Source organism: Citrobacter freundii complex sp. CFNIH9 (assembly GCF_002903305.1).
GTDB classification, from domain to species: domain Bacteria; phylum Pseudomonadota; class Gammaproteobacteria; order Enterobacterales; family Enterobacteriaceae; genus Citrobacter; species Citrobacter portucalensis.
Map to the genome: position 1 here is coordinate 3,610,574 of NZ_CP026238.1, position 16,328 is coordinate 3,626,901.

Consider the following 16,328-nt stretch of genomic DNA (forward strand, 5'->3'; position numbering starts at 1 on the left):
AACGGTGCTTGGAGTCCGGTTTCCCCAAAAAGTGCCGTTATTCTTTCTCAAGGGAAAAACAGGCACGCAGACGTTGATTGGTTAACAGCCAGATCAGCGCGACGATATCCGCCACCAGCAGCGCCAGCCCGACGCCGTTGAGCGGATCGCCTGCCAGCCACATCACCGGCTGCCAGCACAGCAGCACCAGTTGAGCGAGAATCAATAATCCGCGCAGCCAGCGCCAGATCACCGGAAACGCAAAGCGTCGCCCGCTGAGTAAAAACGCCAACACGGCGGGAACGCCGAGAAGCAACCCCAGCCAGAATGCGTCATGATCGGGATAAAACAGATTCAGTAAGGTGTTGCCCTGCTCACGGGAAGAACCGGCAATCACAAACAAAACCCAGGTGCGTGCCTGCAACAGCAGTACGCACCAGAAGAGAAAAGGCAGGCGCAGACGCCCATGACCATCATAGTCGGCCGGATGAAACTCAGTACTCTTCATCTTCGATCAAACGCTTACCCAGATTGAGTACATCCGCATGTTCATAGCCCAAACGTTCATACATGCCCTGTACGACGTCGTTATCGTCACGCACCATGATTTGAATCTTCGGACAACCGCGGGCAATGAGCTTTTTCTCCAACCGGTTGAGCAGCGCATTGGCAATACCGCGTCCGCGAAACTCAGGATGCACGCCCAGGTAATAGGCGGAACCGCGATGCCCGTCGTATCCGCCCATCACCGTACCGACCACCTCGCCGTTCACTTCAGCAACGAGGAACAAGCTGACGTCATGATTGACCTTGCGTTCGATGTCCATTTCAGGGTCGTTCCATGGACGCAGCAAATCACAACGCTCCCAGAGGGTGATCACCTCTTCGAAATCTTCCTGGCGAAAAACGCGTATTTCCATGGTATTGGGTACCTTTTCAGGACGTTAAAAAGCGATTATGGCGCGAACGGCTGATTTAGCCAATATCTGACGCGAAGCGGCGGAAAAAATGGCATAATACGGAATTGTCACGTATTGAAATGAAAAGTAAAACAATTCTTATCTCGATCCGTCGCAACGGACTACGCGATACGATATAACGTTTAGAACCTTTTTTTTACAACTCAGGCCGTATGAGCACTTTTAAACCACTAAAAACACTCACATCGCGCCGCCAGGTGCTGAAAGCCGGGCTGGCCGCCCTGACGCTGTCAGGCATGTCACAAGCCATCGCTAAAGAAGAAGCGCTAAAGACCAGCAATGGACACAGCAAACCGAAAGCGAAAAAATCCGGTGCTAAGCGCGTTGTTGTCCTTGATCCGGGGCACGGAGGAATTGATACCGGCGCAATTGGTCGCAACGGCTCGAAAGAAAAGCACGTTGTGTTGGCTATTGCCAAAAACGTGCGCTCGATCCTACGCAACCAGGGGATTGATGCACGCCTGACCCGCTCCGGCGATACGTTTATTCCGCTCTACGATCGCGTCGAGATCGCCCACAAACATGGTGCCGATCTGTTCATGTCGATCCACGCCGACGGTTTTACCAATCCGAGCGCTGCGGGTGCTTCGGTCTTTGCCTTATCCAATCGCGGCGCCAGTAGCGCCATGGCGAAATATCTGTCCGATCGTGAAAACCGGGCCGATGAAGTCGCCGGAAAGAAGGCCACTGACAAAGATCATTTGTTGCAGCAGGTGCTGTTCGATCTGGTGCAAACTGACACCATAAAAAACAGCCTGACGTTAGGCTCGCATATTCTTAAGAAGATCAAGCCGGTACACCGTCTGCACAGTCGCAGCACGGAACAGGCCGCCTTCGTGGTGCTAAAATCACCTTCGATTCCGTCGGTCCTGGTCGAAACCTCGTTCATCACCAACCCGGAAGAAGAACGATTGCTGGGTACGGCGGCGTTTCGTCAGAAAATCGCCACCGCTATCGCCAATGGCATCATCAGCTATTTCCACTGGTTTGATAACCAGAAAGCACACTCGAAGAAACGTTAACCATGAAGCCCGATGCACAGCGCGTAAAACAGTTCCTGCTCAGCCTGCAGGATGAGATTTGTCAGCAGTTATCCACCGTAGACGGCAGCGAATTTGTTGAGGATAACTGGCAACGCGAAGCGGGCGGCGGCGGGCGCAGTCGGGTGTTGCGTAACGGCGGTATTTTCGAGCAAGCAGGCGTCAACTTCTCCCACGTCCACGGCGATGCAATGCCGGCCTCGGCTACCGCGCATCGCCCGGAGCTTGCCGGGCGCAGCTTTGAAGCGATGGGCGTCTCGTTGGTGGTGCACCCGCAGAATCCCTACATTCCAACCAGCCATGCCAACGTACGGTTTTTTATCGCGGAAAAACCGGGGGCCGATCCCGTGTGGTGGTTTGGCGGCGGCTTTGACTTAACGCCCTACTACGGCTTTGATGAGGATGCGGTTCACTGGCATCGCACGGCGCGGGATCTGTGCCAGCCGTTTGGCGATGACGTTTATCCACGTTACAAAAAGTGGTGCGATGACTACTTCTTCCTCAAGCACCGCAACGAGCAGCGCGGCATTGGCGGGCTGTTTTTCGATGATTTGAATACCCCTGATTTCGACCACTGCTTCGCTTTTATGCAGGCAGTAGGTCAAGGTTACACCGAGGCGTATCTGCCCATCGTCGAACGCCGCAAAATGATGATCTGGGGCGAACGCGAGCGTAATTTTCAGCTTTATCGTCGTGGGCGCTATGTGGAATTTAATCTGGTGTGGGATCGCGGCACGTTGTTCGGTTTGCAAACCGGCGGACGCACGGAGTCGATTCTGATGTCGATGCCGCCGCTGGTACGCTGGGAGTATGACTGGCAGCCGGAAGCGAACAGCCCGGAAGCTGCCCTTAGCGAGTTTATTCAGGTCCGCGACTGGGTGTAATTGCCTGATGGCGCTACGCTTATCCGGCCTACAACAACGGCAAACCCGTAGGCCGGATAAGATGCGTTAGCGTCGCATCCGGCACAATAATCTCATCATGCCCACTGGCGCATACGCTGATGCAGCGTCAACGACGGTTTCTCCGCAAACAGCTGCTGGTAGTCGGTGGCAAACTGCCCTAAATGCCAGAATCCCCACTGCATGGCGGCGTCTTTCACCGTCGCACTCTGCGACCATGGGCTTATCAACTCACGGCGCACGGCGTTCAGGCGAATACGTTTCAACCAGGCATTCGGGCCAATACCGAGGATCGCGTGAAAGGCGTTTTGCAACGTCCGGCGGCTAACGTGCAGCTGATTGCATAAGTCGAGCACGGTCAGCGGCTCTGACATATTTTCCAGCACATATTCGCGCGCACGTGACAGCAAGCGACGATAGCTCTGATGGCTGATGCTCTCCGCAGTCATAATCGGCTGCGCTTCTTCCAGCATGGTGCCCATCGCCAGCAGCAGGTTATCACAAAACACTTTACGCACCGCGGGTTGGTGAAGGTTTTCAGGATTCTCACTAAACGTCGCCAGCGCCTGCTGCACAAAGCCCCATAGCGCGGCTTTGTGTTGTTCTTTAACTTCCAGCGCCGACTGATTGCGCAGCATATGTAGCACCCTTTCCGGGTTATGCAGGAAGTTAGCCTGACGAGCAATGGCCTCTTCCGAAATGACGACCCCCAAAATGGTGTAATCATCCGGCGTACTCAGTTCAAACTCCGTCCCGCCTGGGCGGGTGGCAATTTCAGCGCTACCCAAACACTGGGTACCAATAAATCCCTGCTCGCCGCGCGTGGCCGGAATGCCAAACCAAAATGAGTTTGGCCAGACAAGGCACGACTGACGCAGCGCCAGTCCGGTGTATTCACGGAACACCTGAATATCATCGAGCAGGATTTCCGTGAACTCGCCATGAAATTTTCCCGGATGCAGCTGGTCGTAGATCTGCTGCCAGGCGGTAATCGTCAGCGCGTGCTCATACACATCCGTTGTTCGCCGTTGGTGAACGTTGTCCACTTCCACTTTCGGCGTCAGTTTAACGTCTTCGGGTAATACTTCATGATAAAGATGGTGCAAGTTTGCAGTACGGTTCTTTTTCATGATCTTTTAAGCCGGAAGCTTCAACGAAGCCCCCGGCCCTCCGACAGGTTAATTTTTTAAGCGGTAGCGACTACTGCGTTTACGCAACGCTCCATCAGAAAAGAGCTGTTCCAGCGCATTTCTGGCTTCATCAAGTGACCAGCCAAAGTGGGCCGCCACTTCCCCTGCCGTCATTCCTTGACGGACCGATGCTAACAGCGTCAGAAGTTGGGCAGAGGATTCAGACGTCACTGGGGCGTCCTGTGTCTTCTCTGGTTTCACTTCTGTTTTCGCTTCTGGCTTCTGTTCAGGTTTCTTCGGCTGGCGTTTAAAACCGCCGATCAGCCACTGGGTGTCATCGTCCGGCCGGCCTATTTCCTTACGGCTGATAACACGGCCCGTACGCGCTGCGGCTGCACTGCCAGCATCCAGCGCTGCGCGGCATGCCGCCAGATCGCCTTCCACCACCAGCGTCAGCCGACCAGGATCGAGCACTTCGTGGCTAAGCAGACGCACGTTCGCGGCTTTCAGCATGGCATCGGCCGCGTCCACGGCAGCCACCATGCCATCCACTTCCAGTAATCCCAGTGCATTGATCATCACTACCTCTCTTACGCGCGCTGGATTGGATTACGGGCAATATCCAGAACGGCATCGGCAAAGGCGTTGCATGCGGCTTTACAAGCGGCCTGGCTACCGGTCAAAAACGCGGCTGAATAGTTGGTTTCTGACGGCGGTGGTACATAGGTCACCAGTTGTACATCGGCAGATTTCAGCGCGGCATCAATACCAAATGTCGCTTCCAGCGGTGGTGCTACCAGATACGCCATCGGATCGCCCAGTCGGCATCCCGCGGTTGCGGAGAGATACGAACCGGTACGCGAAACCACATGCGCCAGGAAGGCGGTATCTTCTGCGTCATTCGCCCACTGGAATGCCGCCCCGCTTTCAATATTGGCCACCATCGCGTCCAGACCCGCGCGAACTTCGGCCGGGTTTGGTCCACCGAGCATAATCAGCACTTCGCCCGATGTTGGAGAGGGACTGTGCGCCGCACCGGCATACAGCGAGCGGCCATAAACCACTTCGACCATTGCCTGTTTTGTCGCTTCGTCTGCGGCAATATACGCCACGTCATCAGAATCTGCTGTGATGAGTCCGAGGCTACGTATATGTGGCGGTAATTTAAGTTCGCGGGCAAAACCGTCATTTACCGAGGCAATCACACGCATTGCGGTGACTGAAGGTCTAATTAAATCTAATGCTGGCATGATGCCTCCTTAACGGGTCATATTGATGCCGGATGCTTTTTGCTCCAGCATGCGCTTGGCCAAATCCACAATCACCGCCGCCGCTTCAACCGGTGGCGTACCGCCCTGGTGAATGTTCGAGATACAGGTACGATCAGCCTCAACGGTGGTCGCCACACGCGGCGAATAGACGGCATAGCAAGAAAGACTTTCCGACTGGCCGAGGCCCGGACGTTCACCAACCAGCAGGATCACCGCTTTTGCACCCAGCAGTTCGCCGATCTGATCTTCGATTTTCACGCGCCCATAGCGAACAAAGAACGGCGTCCCGACCTTCAATCCGGCCTGTTTTAAGCCCGACAACAGCGGCGGCAGGATCTCTTCATAGTTAGCGGTAATCGCGTCGGTAGACAGGCCATCAGAAATAATCACCTGCACATCCGGATTCATTACACACTGTGATTTCAGTGCTTCAATGGCTTCCGCACTCAGACGACGCCCCATATCCGGACGCGTCAGATACAGGTTTTTGTCGCTGATTTCCGAGCGCACTTCCAGCAGCCCCTGGGCTTTTACCCACTCTTCCGGCACTTCTTTCAATACCGTATCTTTCGAACGCGAGTGGTCAGCCAGGAAACGCAGCAGCGCCTGGGTACGCGGACGAGGACCGGCACGACCGGTACATACACGCGCAGCGGTGCTACGGCGAAGTTCAGTCAACACCTCTGCACGGTGCGGATTCTCAACGCCAATCCACGCTTTGGCTTCGGCTGAGCCTAAGTCCATCGCGCAGCTTTCACCGGTCGGCGCGGCGCACTGCGTGGTGCTGCATTTTGCTGGTGCTGACGGTTCTTGAGCCTGCGGTTGAGACTCACCCATTGACGCCATTACGCTGCGTACAATTTCTTCAATCTGTTTTTGATCCATCGTGTGTCATCCCCGCGTCATCAGAAGAACAGTGACGGATCGCCCGCCCGTTTGGTCAGGCGACCGTTTGCCATAATGCCCATGGTTTCCAGCCAGCGTTCAAACTCCGGCGACGGACGCAGGTTCAGCAGCTGACGCACGGTCGCGGTGTCATGGAAGGCGGTGGTCTGATAGTTGAGCATGATGTCGTCACCGAGCGGCATGCCCATGATGTAGTTGCAGCCAGCGGTGGCGAGCAGAATCATCAGGTTTTCGTTAAGGTTCTGGTCAGCATCAGCATGGTTGGTGTAGCAGCAGTCGCAGCCCATTGAGATGCCGCTCAGCTTGCCCATAAAGTGATCTTCCAGACCCGCGCGAATAATCTGACGGTCGTTGTAGAGATACTCCGGCCCGATAAAGCCCACCACGGTGTTCACCAGGAACGGATCATAGTGGCGTGCCAGCCCGTAGTTACGCGCTTCCATCGTCACCTGATCGGCGCCGAAGTTCGCGCCCGCGGAAAGTGCAGACCCTTGCCCGGTTTCGAAGTACAGGCAGTTTTCCCCGGCGATACGGTTGAACTCAGCGCCCACTGCGCGCGCTTCATCCAGCATGGCCAGCTCAACGCCAAACTCTTTTAAGCCTTTTTCGCTACCGCAGATACTCTGGAAAATCAGCCCGCCCGGCGCGCCGCGACGAATCGCTTCGATCTGGGTAGTCACGTGTGCCAGTACGCAGCCCTGGGTCGGGATGTTGAATTTGTCGATAACGCCGTACACGGTATCCAGTACGCGGCTTAAGTTTTCCACGTCATCCGTTACCGGGTTTACGCCGATCACCGCATCGCCCGCCCCGAAGGACAGCCCTTCGTAGATTTGTGCGGCAATACTCTGCACGTCATCACGGGTGTCGTTCGGCTGCAAACGGCAGCTGAAGGTGCCCGGCAGACCGATGGTGGTATTGGCCTTTTTGATCACCGGCATTTTCTTACCGCCGTAGATCAGGTCCGCGTTAGAGCAGATTTTTGCTACCGCAGCGACCACTTCCGACGTTAACCCTTTGCGCGTAAACGCAATGTCATCAACGGAGGTTTCATCGCTCAGCACGTACTCGCGCAGCTCGCTGATACTCCAGTTTTTGATACGGTTATAGGCCGTCTCGTTGACGTCATCCTGAATCAGACGAGTAACACAGTCCTCTTCATAGGAAATCACCGGGTTATTGCGGATATCCGCCACCGTCATTTCCGACAGTACCTGCTTGGCCGCCACGCGCTCCTGCGAACTGGTTGCGGCCACTCCTGCCAGCACATCCCCCGAACGCAGTTCGTTGGCTTTTGCCAGCACCTCTTTAACATCCTTAAACTGATAAACATTGCCGAACAATGTGGTCTTTAGTTTCATAAGTCGTTCCCTCAGGAAGGAAATGCGAGTGATTTCACCGTCACCGGCACAACCGATCCGCCAAAAAGAGGCGTACCAATGTCGATATAGTCCCCCGCCCGGACAACCACCTCATCGATGACTGCCAGCGGGTGTTGCTGTAACTGTGGGCGTAACAGCATGCCCAGGGCCTTACCAAAATCCTGCTCGGCTACCACCAGCAGGGGATGCGGATTCGGATAGCGCGCGACAAAGGCCAGCAGCGCATCAATCACCGTTAACAGCGCGGCATAGCGCACCGGCAGCGAACCGGGCAGCGCCAGCACGTAGGCGTCCGTTTGCGGGTCCAGATCGAGCTGCATTAGCGCCTGTTGCCAGGCGGCCACCAAATCAGCCTCATCAACCGGAATCGCCACCGGCAGATTGCGCAGCGGAAGCGCCACGCCTTCCAGCCAGATGGTGCTGCCCGAAAGCGACAGCGTATGCGCACCGGCGCCAATCACCGTGGCGCGCACGGTTTGCGCCGGGAACTGCACGTTCATCTCACGCAGGCGCGGATGTTCATGCAGTGCCGTTGCTAACAGAGGGCCAATGTCGGAAAAACAGAACGGATCGGCTGGTTGGTTGCGGTAGCACTCGCCCACCCCGCCGGACAACGTAATCACTTCCGGTTTCACACCCGCCGGTAACAGGCCGGTTTGCATCAGTGCCTGCGCCAGCGGTGATAACGTGCCGTCAATCACCTCCACAATCAGCGCCGCCATCCGTCGGGCTACCTGAACAAGCTGCGCCGCATTGAGGGTTCGGGCGTCGGTGCCCGGACCAAATACGTCATCAACAATCATCTGCCCCGGCTGATGCGCATGTACTACTCGCCCCTGGCCGTCCGTTTCCAGCAGTCGCCCGCCGACGTTGAGGCAAGCCGAACCGCTGACCTTTCCAGCATCAAACAGAACGTAGTTCGACGTGCCGCCACCGATGTCGATATTCAGTACGCGGCACAACTTCTGCTCGGACAGGGTTTGTGCCCCCGCACCGTGACCGGCAATCACCGATTCCAGATGCGGTCCGGCGCTGGCCACCACAAAATCCCCCAGCGACTGAGAGAGCGCCATCACCGCCGGACGCGCATTACGGGTTTTGGCACTTTCTCCGGTGATGATGATCGCGCCGGAATCGACAGTCTCAGGTGCAATACCCGCCGCCTGATACTGGGCGAGGATCAGCGCCTTAAGTTCGGCCTCTTTCAACCCGCCCTGCTTATCAACGGGGGTAAAGAACACCGGGCTTTGCCAGCTAATTTCGCGTTTGATGAATTCGTAGCGCGGCACCTGCGACACTGCCGCACGGTTGACTAACTCAAGGCGCGAGAAAATCACCTGAGTGGTAGTGGTGCCGATATCGATACCGACGCTCAGTAGCTGGCGAGTATTCACGATTGCGCCTCCGGGTTGGTTTCTACTTCTGCTGGCACATCTTCATCTTTCGGTACCAACAGCATAGCCACACCAATCGCCGTCACGCCGCCAATCAACTTGCCGACAATCATCGGGAAGATCATCGCGTTCATGTTGGCAGCGGCGAAGCCTAAGTGGTCACCCAGTGCAAAGGCCGCGGAGACCGCGAAGGCGCAGTTGATCACTTTGCCGCGGGTATCCATATTCTTCATCATGCCGAACATTGGGATGTTGTTCGCCAGCGTCGCAACCATACCGGCAGCCGCAATATTATTGATTTTTAACAGGTTACCGACGCTCATCAGCGGTTTTTCAAACCAGCGGGTCAGCAGCAGTACCATTGGGTACGCACCGAGCAGTACGCAGGAAATAGAACCGATAACTTCGATGGCGCGCATCACTTCACCCGGCTTGTCGCCCGGAGCCATGAAGATAGGATCAAGACCTGGGATCAGCTCCCAGCCGAGCAGGAATTTGACCACCGCTGCTGCCAGGCCGATGGTGATCAGCGCCACCAGGAATTTCGCGAAGATCTGGAAGCCGTTGATCATTTTTTCCGGGATGAATTTCAGTCCCAGCGCCACCAGCACAGCCACGATCAGCACCGGGATCATATTCATCAGGATCAGCGCGAAGGTGAACTCCACCGGCTGTCCGTTGATTTCGACGCCGGAGTACATCGCAATCAAACCGCCCGCAATACAACCAATCGGAATGGTGACAATACCCGCCAGCACGCCCAGCGCCAGATAACGACGGTCAGACGGTTCAATAATCCCCAGCGCAACCGGAATGGAGAAGACCAGCGTCGGCCCCATCATCGCCCCGAGGATCAGGCCAGAGTACAGCCACGCCGCAACGTCGCCGCCCGCCAGTTCTTTCGCCAGGAAGAAGCCGCCCATATCGCACGCCAGCAGCGTTCCGGCAAACATCGACGGGTTCGCGCCCAGCATTTCATACAGCGGAATAATTACTGGCCCGAGCACATGCGCCAGAACCGGTGCCAGCGCGGTCATACCGACCATCGCCAGACCCAGCGCGCCCATCGCCATAAAACCTTCTTCAAACTGGCCGCCCGATCCCTCAATACTCTTACCGAACTTACCGAGGAAGCGTGCCGAACCGCCGAACTGCGACAGGATCCTGTCCACGGCGGCAATCAGCATAAAGAACATCATGATGTACATGATGATTTCGTTAATTCCCATAGCCCCTACTCCCTGTCATTTGTGATTTGTAGGCCGGATAAGACGTTTACGTCGCCTCCGGCATTAACGCCGTGTTATTGCCGGATGGCGGTGCGAGCACCTTATCCGGCCTACAGGCATTACCCGGCAGCCGCGTACAGGTCGATGATCTGTGCCTGCGTGGCGGTGCGTGGGTTACTGCGAATACAAATATCCTCCAGCGCGGCGTGAGCCCATGCGCTGTACTGCTCGGGCTTTGCCCCAACGTCAGAGAGTCGTTTGGTCTGGCCCACTTCGCTAATCAACTCGCTGACCGCGTTGATAGCATCACGATCGTCCGATTTCTTGTTGGTTAACGCGCGTCCGATATGGCTAAAGCGCTCACGACACACCATGCGGTTGAATCCCATTACCGTGGGCAGCAGCATGGCGTTAGCCTGTCCGTGCGGGATGTGCAACGTCGCTCCCGGCTGGTGCGCCATCGCATGGCACAGGCCAAGCCCAGCGCTGGAAAACGCCATCCCGGCCATACAGGAAGCCAGCAGCATGCTTTCACGCGCAGCCAGATCCTGACCGTAGCCGACGGCCTTCGGCAGCGATTTACCGATCATCGCTATCGCACCAATCGCCAGGCTGTCGGTAAACGGCGTCGCGTTCAGTGCGCTATACGCTTCAACGGCGTGCGTCAGTGCATCAATCCCGGTCATCGCCGTTACGTGCGCAGGCACGCCTTCCGTCAATGCGGCATCAAGGATCGCCACATCCGGCATCAGGGTTGCGTGGGCCAGCACTTTTTTGAGTCCGGTCGCGGCGTCGATAATCACCGTGACGTTCGTGGTTTCTGAGCCCGTTCCGGCGGTAGTCGGTACGGCAATCAGCGGCAGACGCGGGCGTAACACGCTACGCTCGTCCATGTCAGCCAGCGTCTGGGTAGGATTGGTCACCAGCAACGCCACTGCCTTGGCGGCATCCAGCACGGAACCGCCGCCGAAAGCCACGACACCGTCGCACTTTGATTCACGCAGTTGCGCGACTGCCGCGCAGACGTCCGTAATGCACGGTTCACCTACCGGACATGGCCACAGCGTCATTGCCACACCTTTCATCGCCAGGCTGCGCTCCAGTGCGGCGGTCATCCCCGCCTGATGCAGAAAGCTGTCAACCATGACGAACATATGCGTCAGTCCGCGCGTTTGTGCTTCCTGTCCGCAGGTACTAAGCGCTCCCAGTCCACATAACGTAACCGGGGGAACGCTAAACGTTTTTACGCGTTGCAGATTCAGGGTATCGAATGCCTGAAAGAGCGCGGTCTGCAATTCAGCTTGCATAGATTCCTTCCGCTTTTTCTTTTCCGCTGTTTGCAATCGCCAGCGGAGTCATAAACAGGCTGTGCTGGGGTAAATGCACCTGCAGTTCCGGGAAACGCTTACGGAACAGTTCATCAACGCCTGGCTGCATACAGGAGCCACCCGCCAGCCACAAATCAGCGACATCCTGTCCGGCAATATGGTGCGCCACGATTTCCGCCATCTTTTCGTAGACAGGCTTCACCACCGGCCAGATTTCTTTGCCATTGCTGCGCTTGTACTGCTCGGCTTCTTCCAACTGGATACGACGGTTCCCGGCCAGCGTCAGAGAGATATGGTGCCCGCCAGTCGCTTCATCAGCGGAGTAAGTCACTTTGCCCTGTTTAACAATCGCAATCCCGGTAGTGCCACCACCAATATCCACCACGCCGGCGTTATCAAGCTGCAACAGATCCGCCACCGCGGTTGGTTCGTCGAGGACATGGCTCACTTCAAGCCCGGCAGACTCCAGCACGTTAATAGAGATGCGTGGGTCAGTTCCCGGTGGAAACGAGGTTGCCGCATGGGTAAAACGGCAACCCAGTTGTTGTTCGAGCGTATCGAGATGGCGACGAACGATGGTCACCGCACCAAAGAAATCCCAAACGATGCCATCGCGCACGACATCGGCCCAGTCCAGGCAAACCGCGACCGGCTGTCCGTCACTGTCCACAACCATCGACACCACATCACACGTTCCCAAATCAATGCCCAACCACAGCGGTGAATCGCTCTTTGCGGGCGTCTGGTTACATAGCGTTGCCGCTTTTAGCAGTCTGGGTGTCAACCAACGTTGTTCGTCGTGCGCCATCTCATTTACTCCTTATACAATTCTGAAGGCGTCTACCAACACACAGCGACGCAGACGCACAAACGTACGCGCACTGGTCACCCCTTCCCCGGTTGGTGTGGTAATGGTCATCGTGGTCCAGCCTTCACCGCCCAGTCCAAGACCGGCAATGCACGGTCCGTTCTTAACGAAGATGCTGGTATCAATGGCGTTTGCCATACGGTTCATATTTTCGATATTGCGTGAGTGCATCGCCGCCGTATGGTGGCAGCCGCCTTCCAGCTTGACCGCCAGTTCAATGGCTTCATCGACGTTAGCAACCCGCACGACCGGCAGCACCGGCATCATCAGTTCGGTAACGGCAAACGGATGCGTCGCGGAGGTTTCGACGAATAACAGACGGGTTTGCTCCGGTACGTTCAGACCAATCGCCGCAGCGATTTTTCCGGCATCGCGCCCGACCCAGTCACGACTGACTGTACCTTTACCGCGCTCATCGATATTTTTCAGCAGCACCGGCTGCAGCTGTTCGGCCTGAGCCGCGGTCAGTTTCACCGCATGCTGGCTTTCCATCAGACGCATCAGTTCATCAGCGACGCTATCGACCACGATCAGCACTTTTTCGTCGGCGCAGATGATGTTGTTGTCAAACGATGCACCTTTGACTATCGACTGCGCCGCACGTGCCAGGTCAGCCGTTTCATCAACCACCACTGGCGGATTACCCGCACCAGCGGCAATCAGACGTTTGTTGGTGTGCTTACGCGCGGCGTCCACCACGGCTTCACCACCGGTCACCACCAGCAGGCCGATACCTGGGTACTTGAACAGACGCTGGGCAGTCTCGATATCCGGGTTGGCAACCGTCACCAACAGGTTTGCCGGACCGCCTGCGGCAACTACCGCCTGGTTAAGCAGAGTGATAGCGCGCTGAGAGACTTTTTTCGCCGCCGGATGCGGTGCGAAGACCACGCTGTTACCAGCGGCAATCAGGCTGATGGCGTTGTTAATGACGGTCGCGGCCGGGTTGGTGGATGGAGTTACCGAGGCCACCACGCCCCACGGTGCGTTTTCAATCAGCGTCAGACCGTTATCGCCGGTCAGAACCTGTGGAGACAGGCATTCCACACCCGGCGTGCCGCGCGCCTGCGCCACGTTTTTGGCAAATTTATCTTCGACGCGTCCCATGCCGGTTTCAGTGACGGCAAGTTCCGCTAATTCTCTGGCGTGCTTTTCGCCCGCCTCACGTAGGGCCGTGATAGCCAGTTGGCGCATGGCGACGCTTTTCAACCCCTGTTGGGCCAGTTTTGCTGCCGCCACTGCGTCATCCAGGGAGGCAAAAACGCCCATTTCTTGAACGGCACTGACGGGTTGGCTGCTGTCTTTCATTTTCAGCAGTACCGCTTTCACGACCTGTTCAATATCCTGTTGATTCATGATTTTCTGCCTTATTTATGGAAGATCACCTGACCACCTGCCACCACTTCATCGACAATGCCAATCACGCACAGATCAACAGGCGATGATTCATTCCGGTGCGCCTGACGGGCGGAGCTTCCGCTGACCAGCAGCACCCACTCTCCGGTTCCCGCCCCGATGCTGTCGATAGCAACAGCACATTGCCCGTCGGGATTTCCCTGGGCGTCAATCATTTCCACCATCAGCAACTTGTCGTGCGCGAGCCCCTGATGGCGTACGGTACAAACAATTTGTCCTGTAACGATTGCCAGTTTCATACGCGCCTCCGTGGCATATTTCAGGTAAAACCTCCCCCTACCCTCCGCAGAAGGTAATGTGAAAAGGAGAGAGGGTGACGCCAGCAATGAAGTCTGTGGCGTCACATGGACGACTTACATGTCGTTGCTGTCGCCTTTAAAGCTGATCGGGAACACTTCTTCCAGATCGCCGTGCGGACGTGGGATCACGTGTACTGAAACCAGCTCGCCAATACGCTGTGCTGCCGCAGCACCTGCGTCCGTAGCAGCTTTACATGCCGCTACGTCGCCACGGACCATGGCAGTGACCAGACCGCCACCGATCTGCTTCACGCCAACCAGTTTCACGCGTGCCGCTTTAACCATTGCGTCAGAAGCCTCAATCAGTGCAACCAGGCCCCGGGTTTCAATCATTCCTAATGCTTCCATTGTGTTTTCCTCTCATTAAGGGGTCCAGAACGGGACCTAAACAACCAGTGTTTGTGAGGCGTTTTCACGACTCACGTCAGTCTGGCGCGGCACTGCTGCCACCAACGCCAGTTCGATAATTTCCTGTACGCTACAGCCACGAGAGAGATCATGAAGCGGTGCGGCAAGCCCTTGAATCAACGGACCTACTGCGCGATACCCTCCCAGACGCTGAGCGATTTTGTAGCCAATATTGCCTGCCTCCAGCGATGGGAAGACCATCACATTGGCATTGCCCTTTAACGGACTGGCGGGCGCTTTTTGCGCTGCGACATCCGGAACAAAGGCGGCATCAAATTGCAGTTCTCCGTCCACGGTAAGCTGCGGGGCACGCTCACGAACGATCTCGGTCGCCTGCTGCACGTTAGCGACGTTAGGATGGCGAGCACTGCCATTACTTGAAAACGACAGCATGGCGACGCGCGGCTCTTCACCTGTGATCGCCTGCCATGTCTGCGCGCTGGCAATCGCAATATCCGCAAGCTGTGCGGCGGTGGGCTGCGGCACGACGCTGCAATCGGCAAAACCTAATGACGGACCAAGGTACTGCGGCAGCATCAGGAAAATTGACGACAGCGTTTTACAGCCAGGCTGTAGCCCGATAATGCGTAATCCGGCACGCAGCACGTTCGCTGTTGATGAGAGATTGCCCGCAATACAGACGTCAGCTTTACCCGCGCTGACCATTGCAGCGGCGAACATCAGCGGATCGTTGAGTTTTTCCAGCGCATCCGCAGGCGTTTTATCTCCCGCGCGAGCCAGCCAGCGCAGCGCAAACTCTTCGCGCATTGGCTGATTGCTTTGCGGATCGATAACCTGAATGCCATCCATTGCCACCCGGTGGCTGAGGGCAAACTGGCGCAGCGCAAACGGACTGGCGACGAGAATGGGATGTGCCAGACCGTGCTGATGCAGGTAATTCGCCGCCTTCAGCACCCGGACATCCAGCGCATCCGGGAACACCACCCGTGCCGGTGAGCGTTGGGCGAGTTGACGAGCACGTTCAATGATCATTGCTTCTCCCCCAGTCGCTGTTGAATTTGGTTAACCGTCAGCGGATGCTTCGCAACGCTCAGAATCATCATCACGTAGACCGTACTGGAAAGGCGGTTGAGCGCCTGCATAATGTCCGGTCGCATAACCTCAAAACTGCGAGTGATGAACACCTGGGCCGCCACCGTCTCCGTTTCACGGACTTTGGTACGCAGCAGATTAAGCAGCGCGCAATCACGTCCGTGGCTAGCTTCAGGCACCAGATGGTCGTGGTCCAGATAGCGCAGCGGTTGATGCGAAAGACGGTGTAAATCTTCGTCACTTAAACCCACGACAGCTTGTGCTGCCAGCGGCTCATCCATGGCGTCAGCGCGCATAATATTGCCCAGGCGCGAGCGGATATCCGCCAGCCACGGCTGCCACGGTTCTGCCATCTCAATCTGCAACCACACAGCCAGGGCGATGGTGCTGTCCAGCGCGGCGCGAAATCCCAGCCGAGGGTCACTTTTGGCGACCATCTTGTCCGCCGTCAGATGCGTCAGGGTGTCCGGTTTCTTCGCCACCGGTTGATGGCACAGTTCGCAGCTGGCCTGTGGATGCGTATCGCTGCTGGTTAATCCATGCACCGGCTGCGGCTGCTGTTCTTCGTCATCAATAAACAGGCTGCCCTGCTCGTCGATAAACTTAATACGCAGATGTCGGCTTTCCAGTAATTCCCGGGCAGACGGCGTCAGGCGAGCGTCAGCGGGGAGATGAATTTCAGCCCCTTCGCTGAGCGTATGATTCGCTCTGAGCCATGCTTCGGTAATGAAATCCTTCATACA

The 16,328-nt window shown here is 56.5% G+C and carries 18 protein-coding genes; 2 read left to right on the plus strand and 16 right to left on the minus strand.

The genetic code is table 11. The features are described from left to right. Positions 1–37: 37 nt before the first annotated feature. On the minus strand, positions 38–487 hold the full coding sequence (locus C2U43_RS18495; RefSeq protein ID WP_103285610.1) for a DUF2919 domain-containing protein: 450 nt from the start codon (positions 485–487) through the stop codon (positions 38–40). Beyond that, positions 474–899 (minus strand): GNAT family acetyltransferase, encoded by a 426-nt coding sequence (locus tag C2U43_RS18500; protein WP_003038048.1) that lies wholly within the window; start codon positions 897–899, stop codon positions 474–476. Before C2U43_RS18500 ends, C2U43_RS18495 begins: the two co-directional genes overlap by 14 nt. A gap of 212 nt (positions 900–1,111) precedes the next feature. Between C2U43_RS18500 and amiA the strand changes: the two genes are divergently transcribed. Then, positions 1,112–1,981: an N-acetylmuramoyl-L-alanine amidase AmiA gene (amiA, locus tag C2U43_RS18505; RefSeq protein WP_003038046.1), complete on the plus strand. Its 870-nt coding sequence runs from the start codon at positions 1,112–1,114 to the stop codon at positions 1,979–1,981. Positions 1,982–1,983: 2 nt separating this feature from the next. After that, entirely contained in the window at positions 1,984–2,883 is a 900-nt protein-coding gene (gene hemF / locus C2U43_RS18510) for an oxygen-dependent coproporphyrinogen oxidase (RefSeq protein WP_103285611.1), read from the plus strand. A 95-nt stretch (positions 2,884–2,978) separates the two neighbouring features. Here the strand turns inward: hemF and eutR are convergent, their stop codons facing one another. The 14 genes from eutR to eutT form a co-directional block, all read right to left on the minus strand. Continuing rightward, the gene (eutR, locus tag C2U43_RS18520) at positions 2,979–4,031 is read right to left on the minus strand and encodes an HTH-type transcriptional regulator EutR (protein WP_103285612.1); all 1,053 of its coding nucleotides are present in this window, start codon (positions 4,029–4,031) and stop codon (positions 2,979–2,981) included. 48 nt (positions 4,032–4,079) lie between these two features. Further along, the gene (gene eutK / locus C2U43_RS18525) at positions 4,080–4,610 is read right to left on the minus strand and encodes an ethanolamine utilization microcompartment protein EutK (protein WP_003835033.1); all 531 of its coding nucleotides are present in this window, start codon (positions 4,608–4,610) and stop codon (positions 4,080–4,082) included. Positions 4,611–4,621: 11 nt separating this feature from the next. Beyond that, positions 4,622–5,281 (minus strand): ethanolamine utilization microcompartment protein EutL, encoded by a 660-nt coding sequence (gene eutL / locus C2U43_RS18530; RefSeq protein ID WP_003838537.1) that lies wholly within the window; start codon positions 5,279–5,281, stop codon positions 4,622–4,624. 9 nt (positions 5,282–5,290) lie between these two features. Beyond that, positions 5,291–6,187 (minus strand): ethanolamine ammonia-lyase subunit EutC, encoded by an 897-nt coding sequence (gene eutC, locus C2U43_RS18535; protein WP_008785418.1) that lies wholly within the window; start codon positions 6,185–6,187, stop codon positions 5,291–5,293. A gap of 20 nt (positions 6,188–6,207) precedes the next feature. After that, positions 6,208–7,569 (minus strand): ethanolamine ammonia-lyase subunit alpha, encoded by a 1,362-nt coding sequence (gene eutB, locus C2U43_RS18540; RefSeq protein ID WP_003038029.1) that lies wholly within the window; start codon positions 7,567–7,569, stop codon positions 6,208–6,210. An 11-nt stretch (positions 7,570–7,580) separates the two neighbouring features. After that, on the minus strand, positions 7,581–8,984 hold the full coding sequence (gene eutA, locus C2U43_RS18545) for an ethanolamine ammonia-lyase reactivating factor EutA (RefSeq protein ID WP_103285613.1): 1,404 nt from the start codon (positions 8,982–8,984) through the stop codon (positions 7,581–7,583). After that, complete coding sequence (gene eutH, locus C2U43_RS18550; protein WP_003835043.1) at positions 8,981–10,213, minus strand: ethanolamine utilization protein EutH; 1,233 nt, start codon at positions 10,211–10,213, stop codon at positions 8,981–8,983. The genes eutA and eutH overlap by 4 nt, the downstream gene beginning before the upstream one ends. A gap of 119 nt (positions 10,214–10,332) precedes the next feature. Further along, complete coding sequence (eutG, locus tag C2U43_RS18555) at positions 10,333–11,520, minus strand: ethanolamine utilization ethanol dehydrogenase EutG (RefSeq protein ID WP_008785420.1); 1,188 nt, start codon at positions 11,518–11,520, stop codon at positions 10,333–10,335. Next, positions 11,510–12,349, minus strand: a complete 840-nt coding sequence (gene eutJ / locus C2U43_RS18560) for an ethanolamine utilization protein EutJ (protein ID WP_048234757.1) — start codon at positions 12,347–12,349, stop codon at positions 11,510–11,512. The genes eutG and eutJ overlap by 11 nt, the downstream gene beginning before the upstream one ends. 12 nt (positions 12,350–12,361) lie before the next feature. Next, entirely contained in the window at positions 12,362–13,765 is a 1,404-nt protein-coding gene (locus C2U43_RS18565) for an aldehyde dehydrogenase family protein (RefSeq protein WP_003835050.1), read from the minus strand. Between the two features lie 11 nt (positions 13,766–13,776). Next, the gene (gene eutN, locus C2U43_RS18570; protein ID WP_003038011.1) at positions 13,777–14,064 is read right to left on the minus strand and encodes an ethanolamine utilization microcompartment protein EutN; all 288 of its coding nucleotides are present in this window, start codon (positions 14,062–14,064) and stop codon (positions 13,777–13,779) included. Between the two features lie 114 nt (positions 14,065–14,178). Next, the gene (gene eutM / locus C2U43_RS18575) at positions 14,179–14,472 is read right to left on the minus strand and encodes an ethanolamine utilization microcompartment protein EutM (RefSeq protein WP_003835054.1); all 294 of its coding nucleotides are present in this window, start codon (positions 14,470–14,472) and stop codon (positions 14,179–14,181) included. Positions 14,473–14,508: 36 nt separating this feature from the next. Further along, complete coding sequence (gene pta, locus C2U43_RS18580) at positions 14,509–15,525, minus strand: phosphate acetyltransferase (protein ID WP_032944169.1); 1,017 nt, start codon at positions 15,523–15,525, stop codon at positions 14,509–14,511. Next, positions 15,522–16,325 (minus strand): ethanolamine utilization cob(I)yrinic acid a,c-diamide adenosyltransferase EutT, encoded by an 804-nt coding sequence (gene eutT, locus C2U43_RS18585; RefSeq protein WP_003835057.1) that lies wholly within the window; start codon positions 16,323–16,325, stop codon positions 15,522–15,524. Before eutT ends, pta begins: the two co-directional genes overlap by 4 nt. Positions 16,326–16,328 lie beyond the last annotated feature (3 nt).

Excerpts from the sequence above, each read along its gene's own strand:
- hemF (WP_103285611.1), top strand. The coding sequence starts at position 1,984 with ATGAAGCCCGATGCACAGCGCGTAAAACAGTTCCTGCTCAGCCTGCAG.
- eutH (WP_003835043.1), bottom strand. The coding sequence starts at position 10,213 with ATGGGAATTAACGAAATCATCATGTACATCATGATGTTCTTTATGCTG.
- eutM (WP_003835054.1), bottom strand. The coding sequence starts at position 14,472 with ATGGAAGCATTAGGAATGATTGAAACCCGGGGCCTGGTTGCACTGATT.
- eutB (WP_003038029.1), bottom strand. The coding sequence starts at position 7,569 with ATGAAACTAAAGACCACATTGTTCGGCAATGTTTATCAGTTTAAGGAT.
- pta (WP_032944169.1), bottom strand. The coding sequence starts at position 15,525 with ATGATCATTGAACGTGCTCGTCAACTCGCCCAACGCTCACCGGCACGG.
- eutT (WP_003835057.1), bottom strand. The coding sequence starts at position 16,325 with ATGAAGGATTTCATTACCGAAGCATGGCTCAGAGCGAATCATACGCTC.
- eutL (WP_003838537.1), bottom strand. The coding sequence starts at position 5,281 with ATGCCAGCATTAGATTTAATTAGACCTTCAGTCACCGCAATGCGTGTG.
- C2U43_RS18500 (WP_003038048.1), bottom strand. The coding sequence starts at position 899 with ATGGAAATACGCGTTTTTCGCCAGGAAGATTTCGAAGAGGTGATCACC.
- eutN (WP_003038011.1), bottom strand. The coding sequence starts at position 14,064 with ATGAAACTGGCAATCGTTACAGGACAAATTGTTTGTACCGTACGCCAT.
- eutJ (WP_048234757.1), bottom strand. The coding sequence starts at position 12,349 with ATGGCGCACGACGAACAACGTTGGTTGACACCCAGACTGCTAAAAGCG.
- eutK (WP_003835033.1), bottom strand. The coding sequence starts at position 4,610 with ATGATCAATGCACTGGGATTACTGGAAGTGGATGGCATGGTGGCTGCC.
- eutG (WP_008785420.1), bottom strand. The coding sequence starts at position 11,520 with ATGCAAGCTGAATTGCAGACCGCGCTCTTTCAGGCATTCGATACCCTG.
- C2U43_RS18495 (WP_103285610.1), bottom strand. The coding sequence starts at position 487 with ATGAAGAGTACTGAGTTTCATCCGGCCGACTATGATGGTCATGGGCGT.
- eutR (WP_103285612.1), bottom strand. The coding sequence starts at position 4,031 with ATGAAAAAGAACCGTACTGCAAACTTGCACCATCTTTATCATGAAGTA.
- C2U43_RS18565 (WP_003835050.1), bottom strand. The coding sequence starts at position 13,765 with ATGAATCAACAGGATATTGAACAGGTCGTGAAAGCGGTACTGCTGAAA.
- amiA (WP_003038046.1), top strand. The coding sequence starts at position 1,112 with ATGAGCACTTTTAAACCACTAAAAACACTCACATCGCGCCGCCAGGTG.
- eutC (WP_008785418.1), bottom strand. The coding sequence starts at position 6,187 with ATGGATCAAAAACAGATTGAAGAAATTGTACGCAGCGTAATGGCGTCA.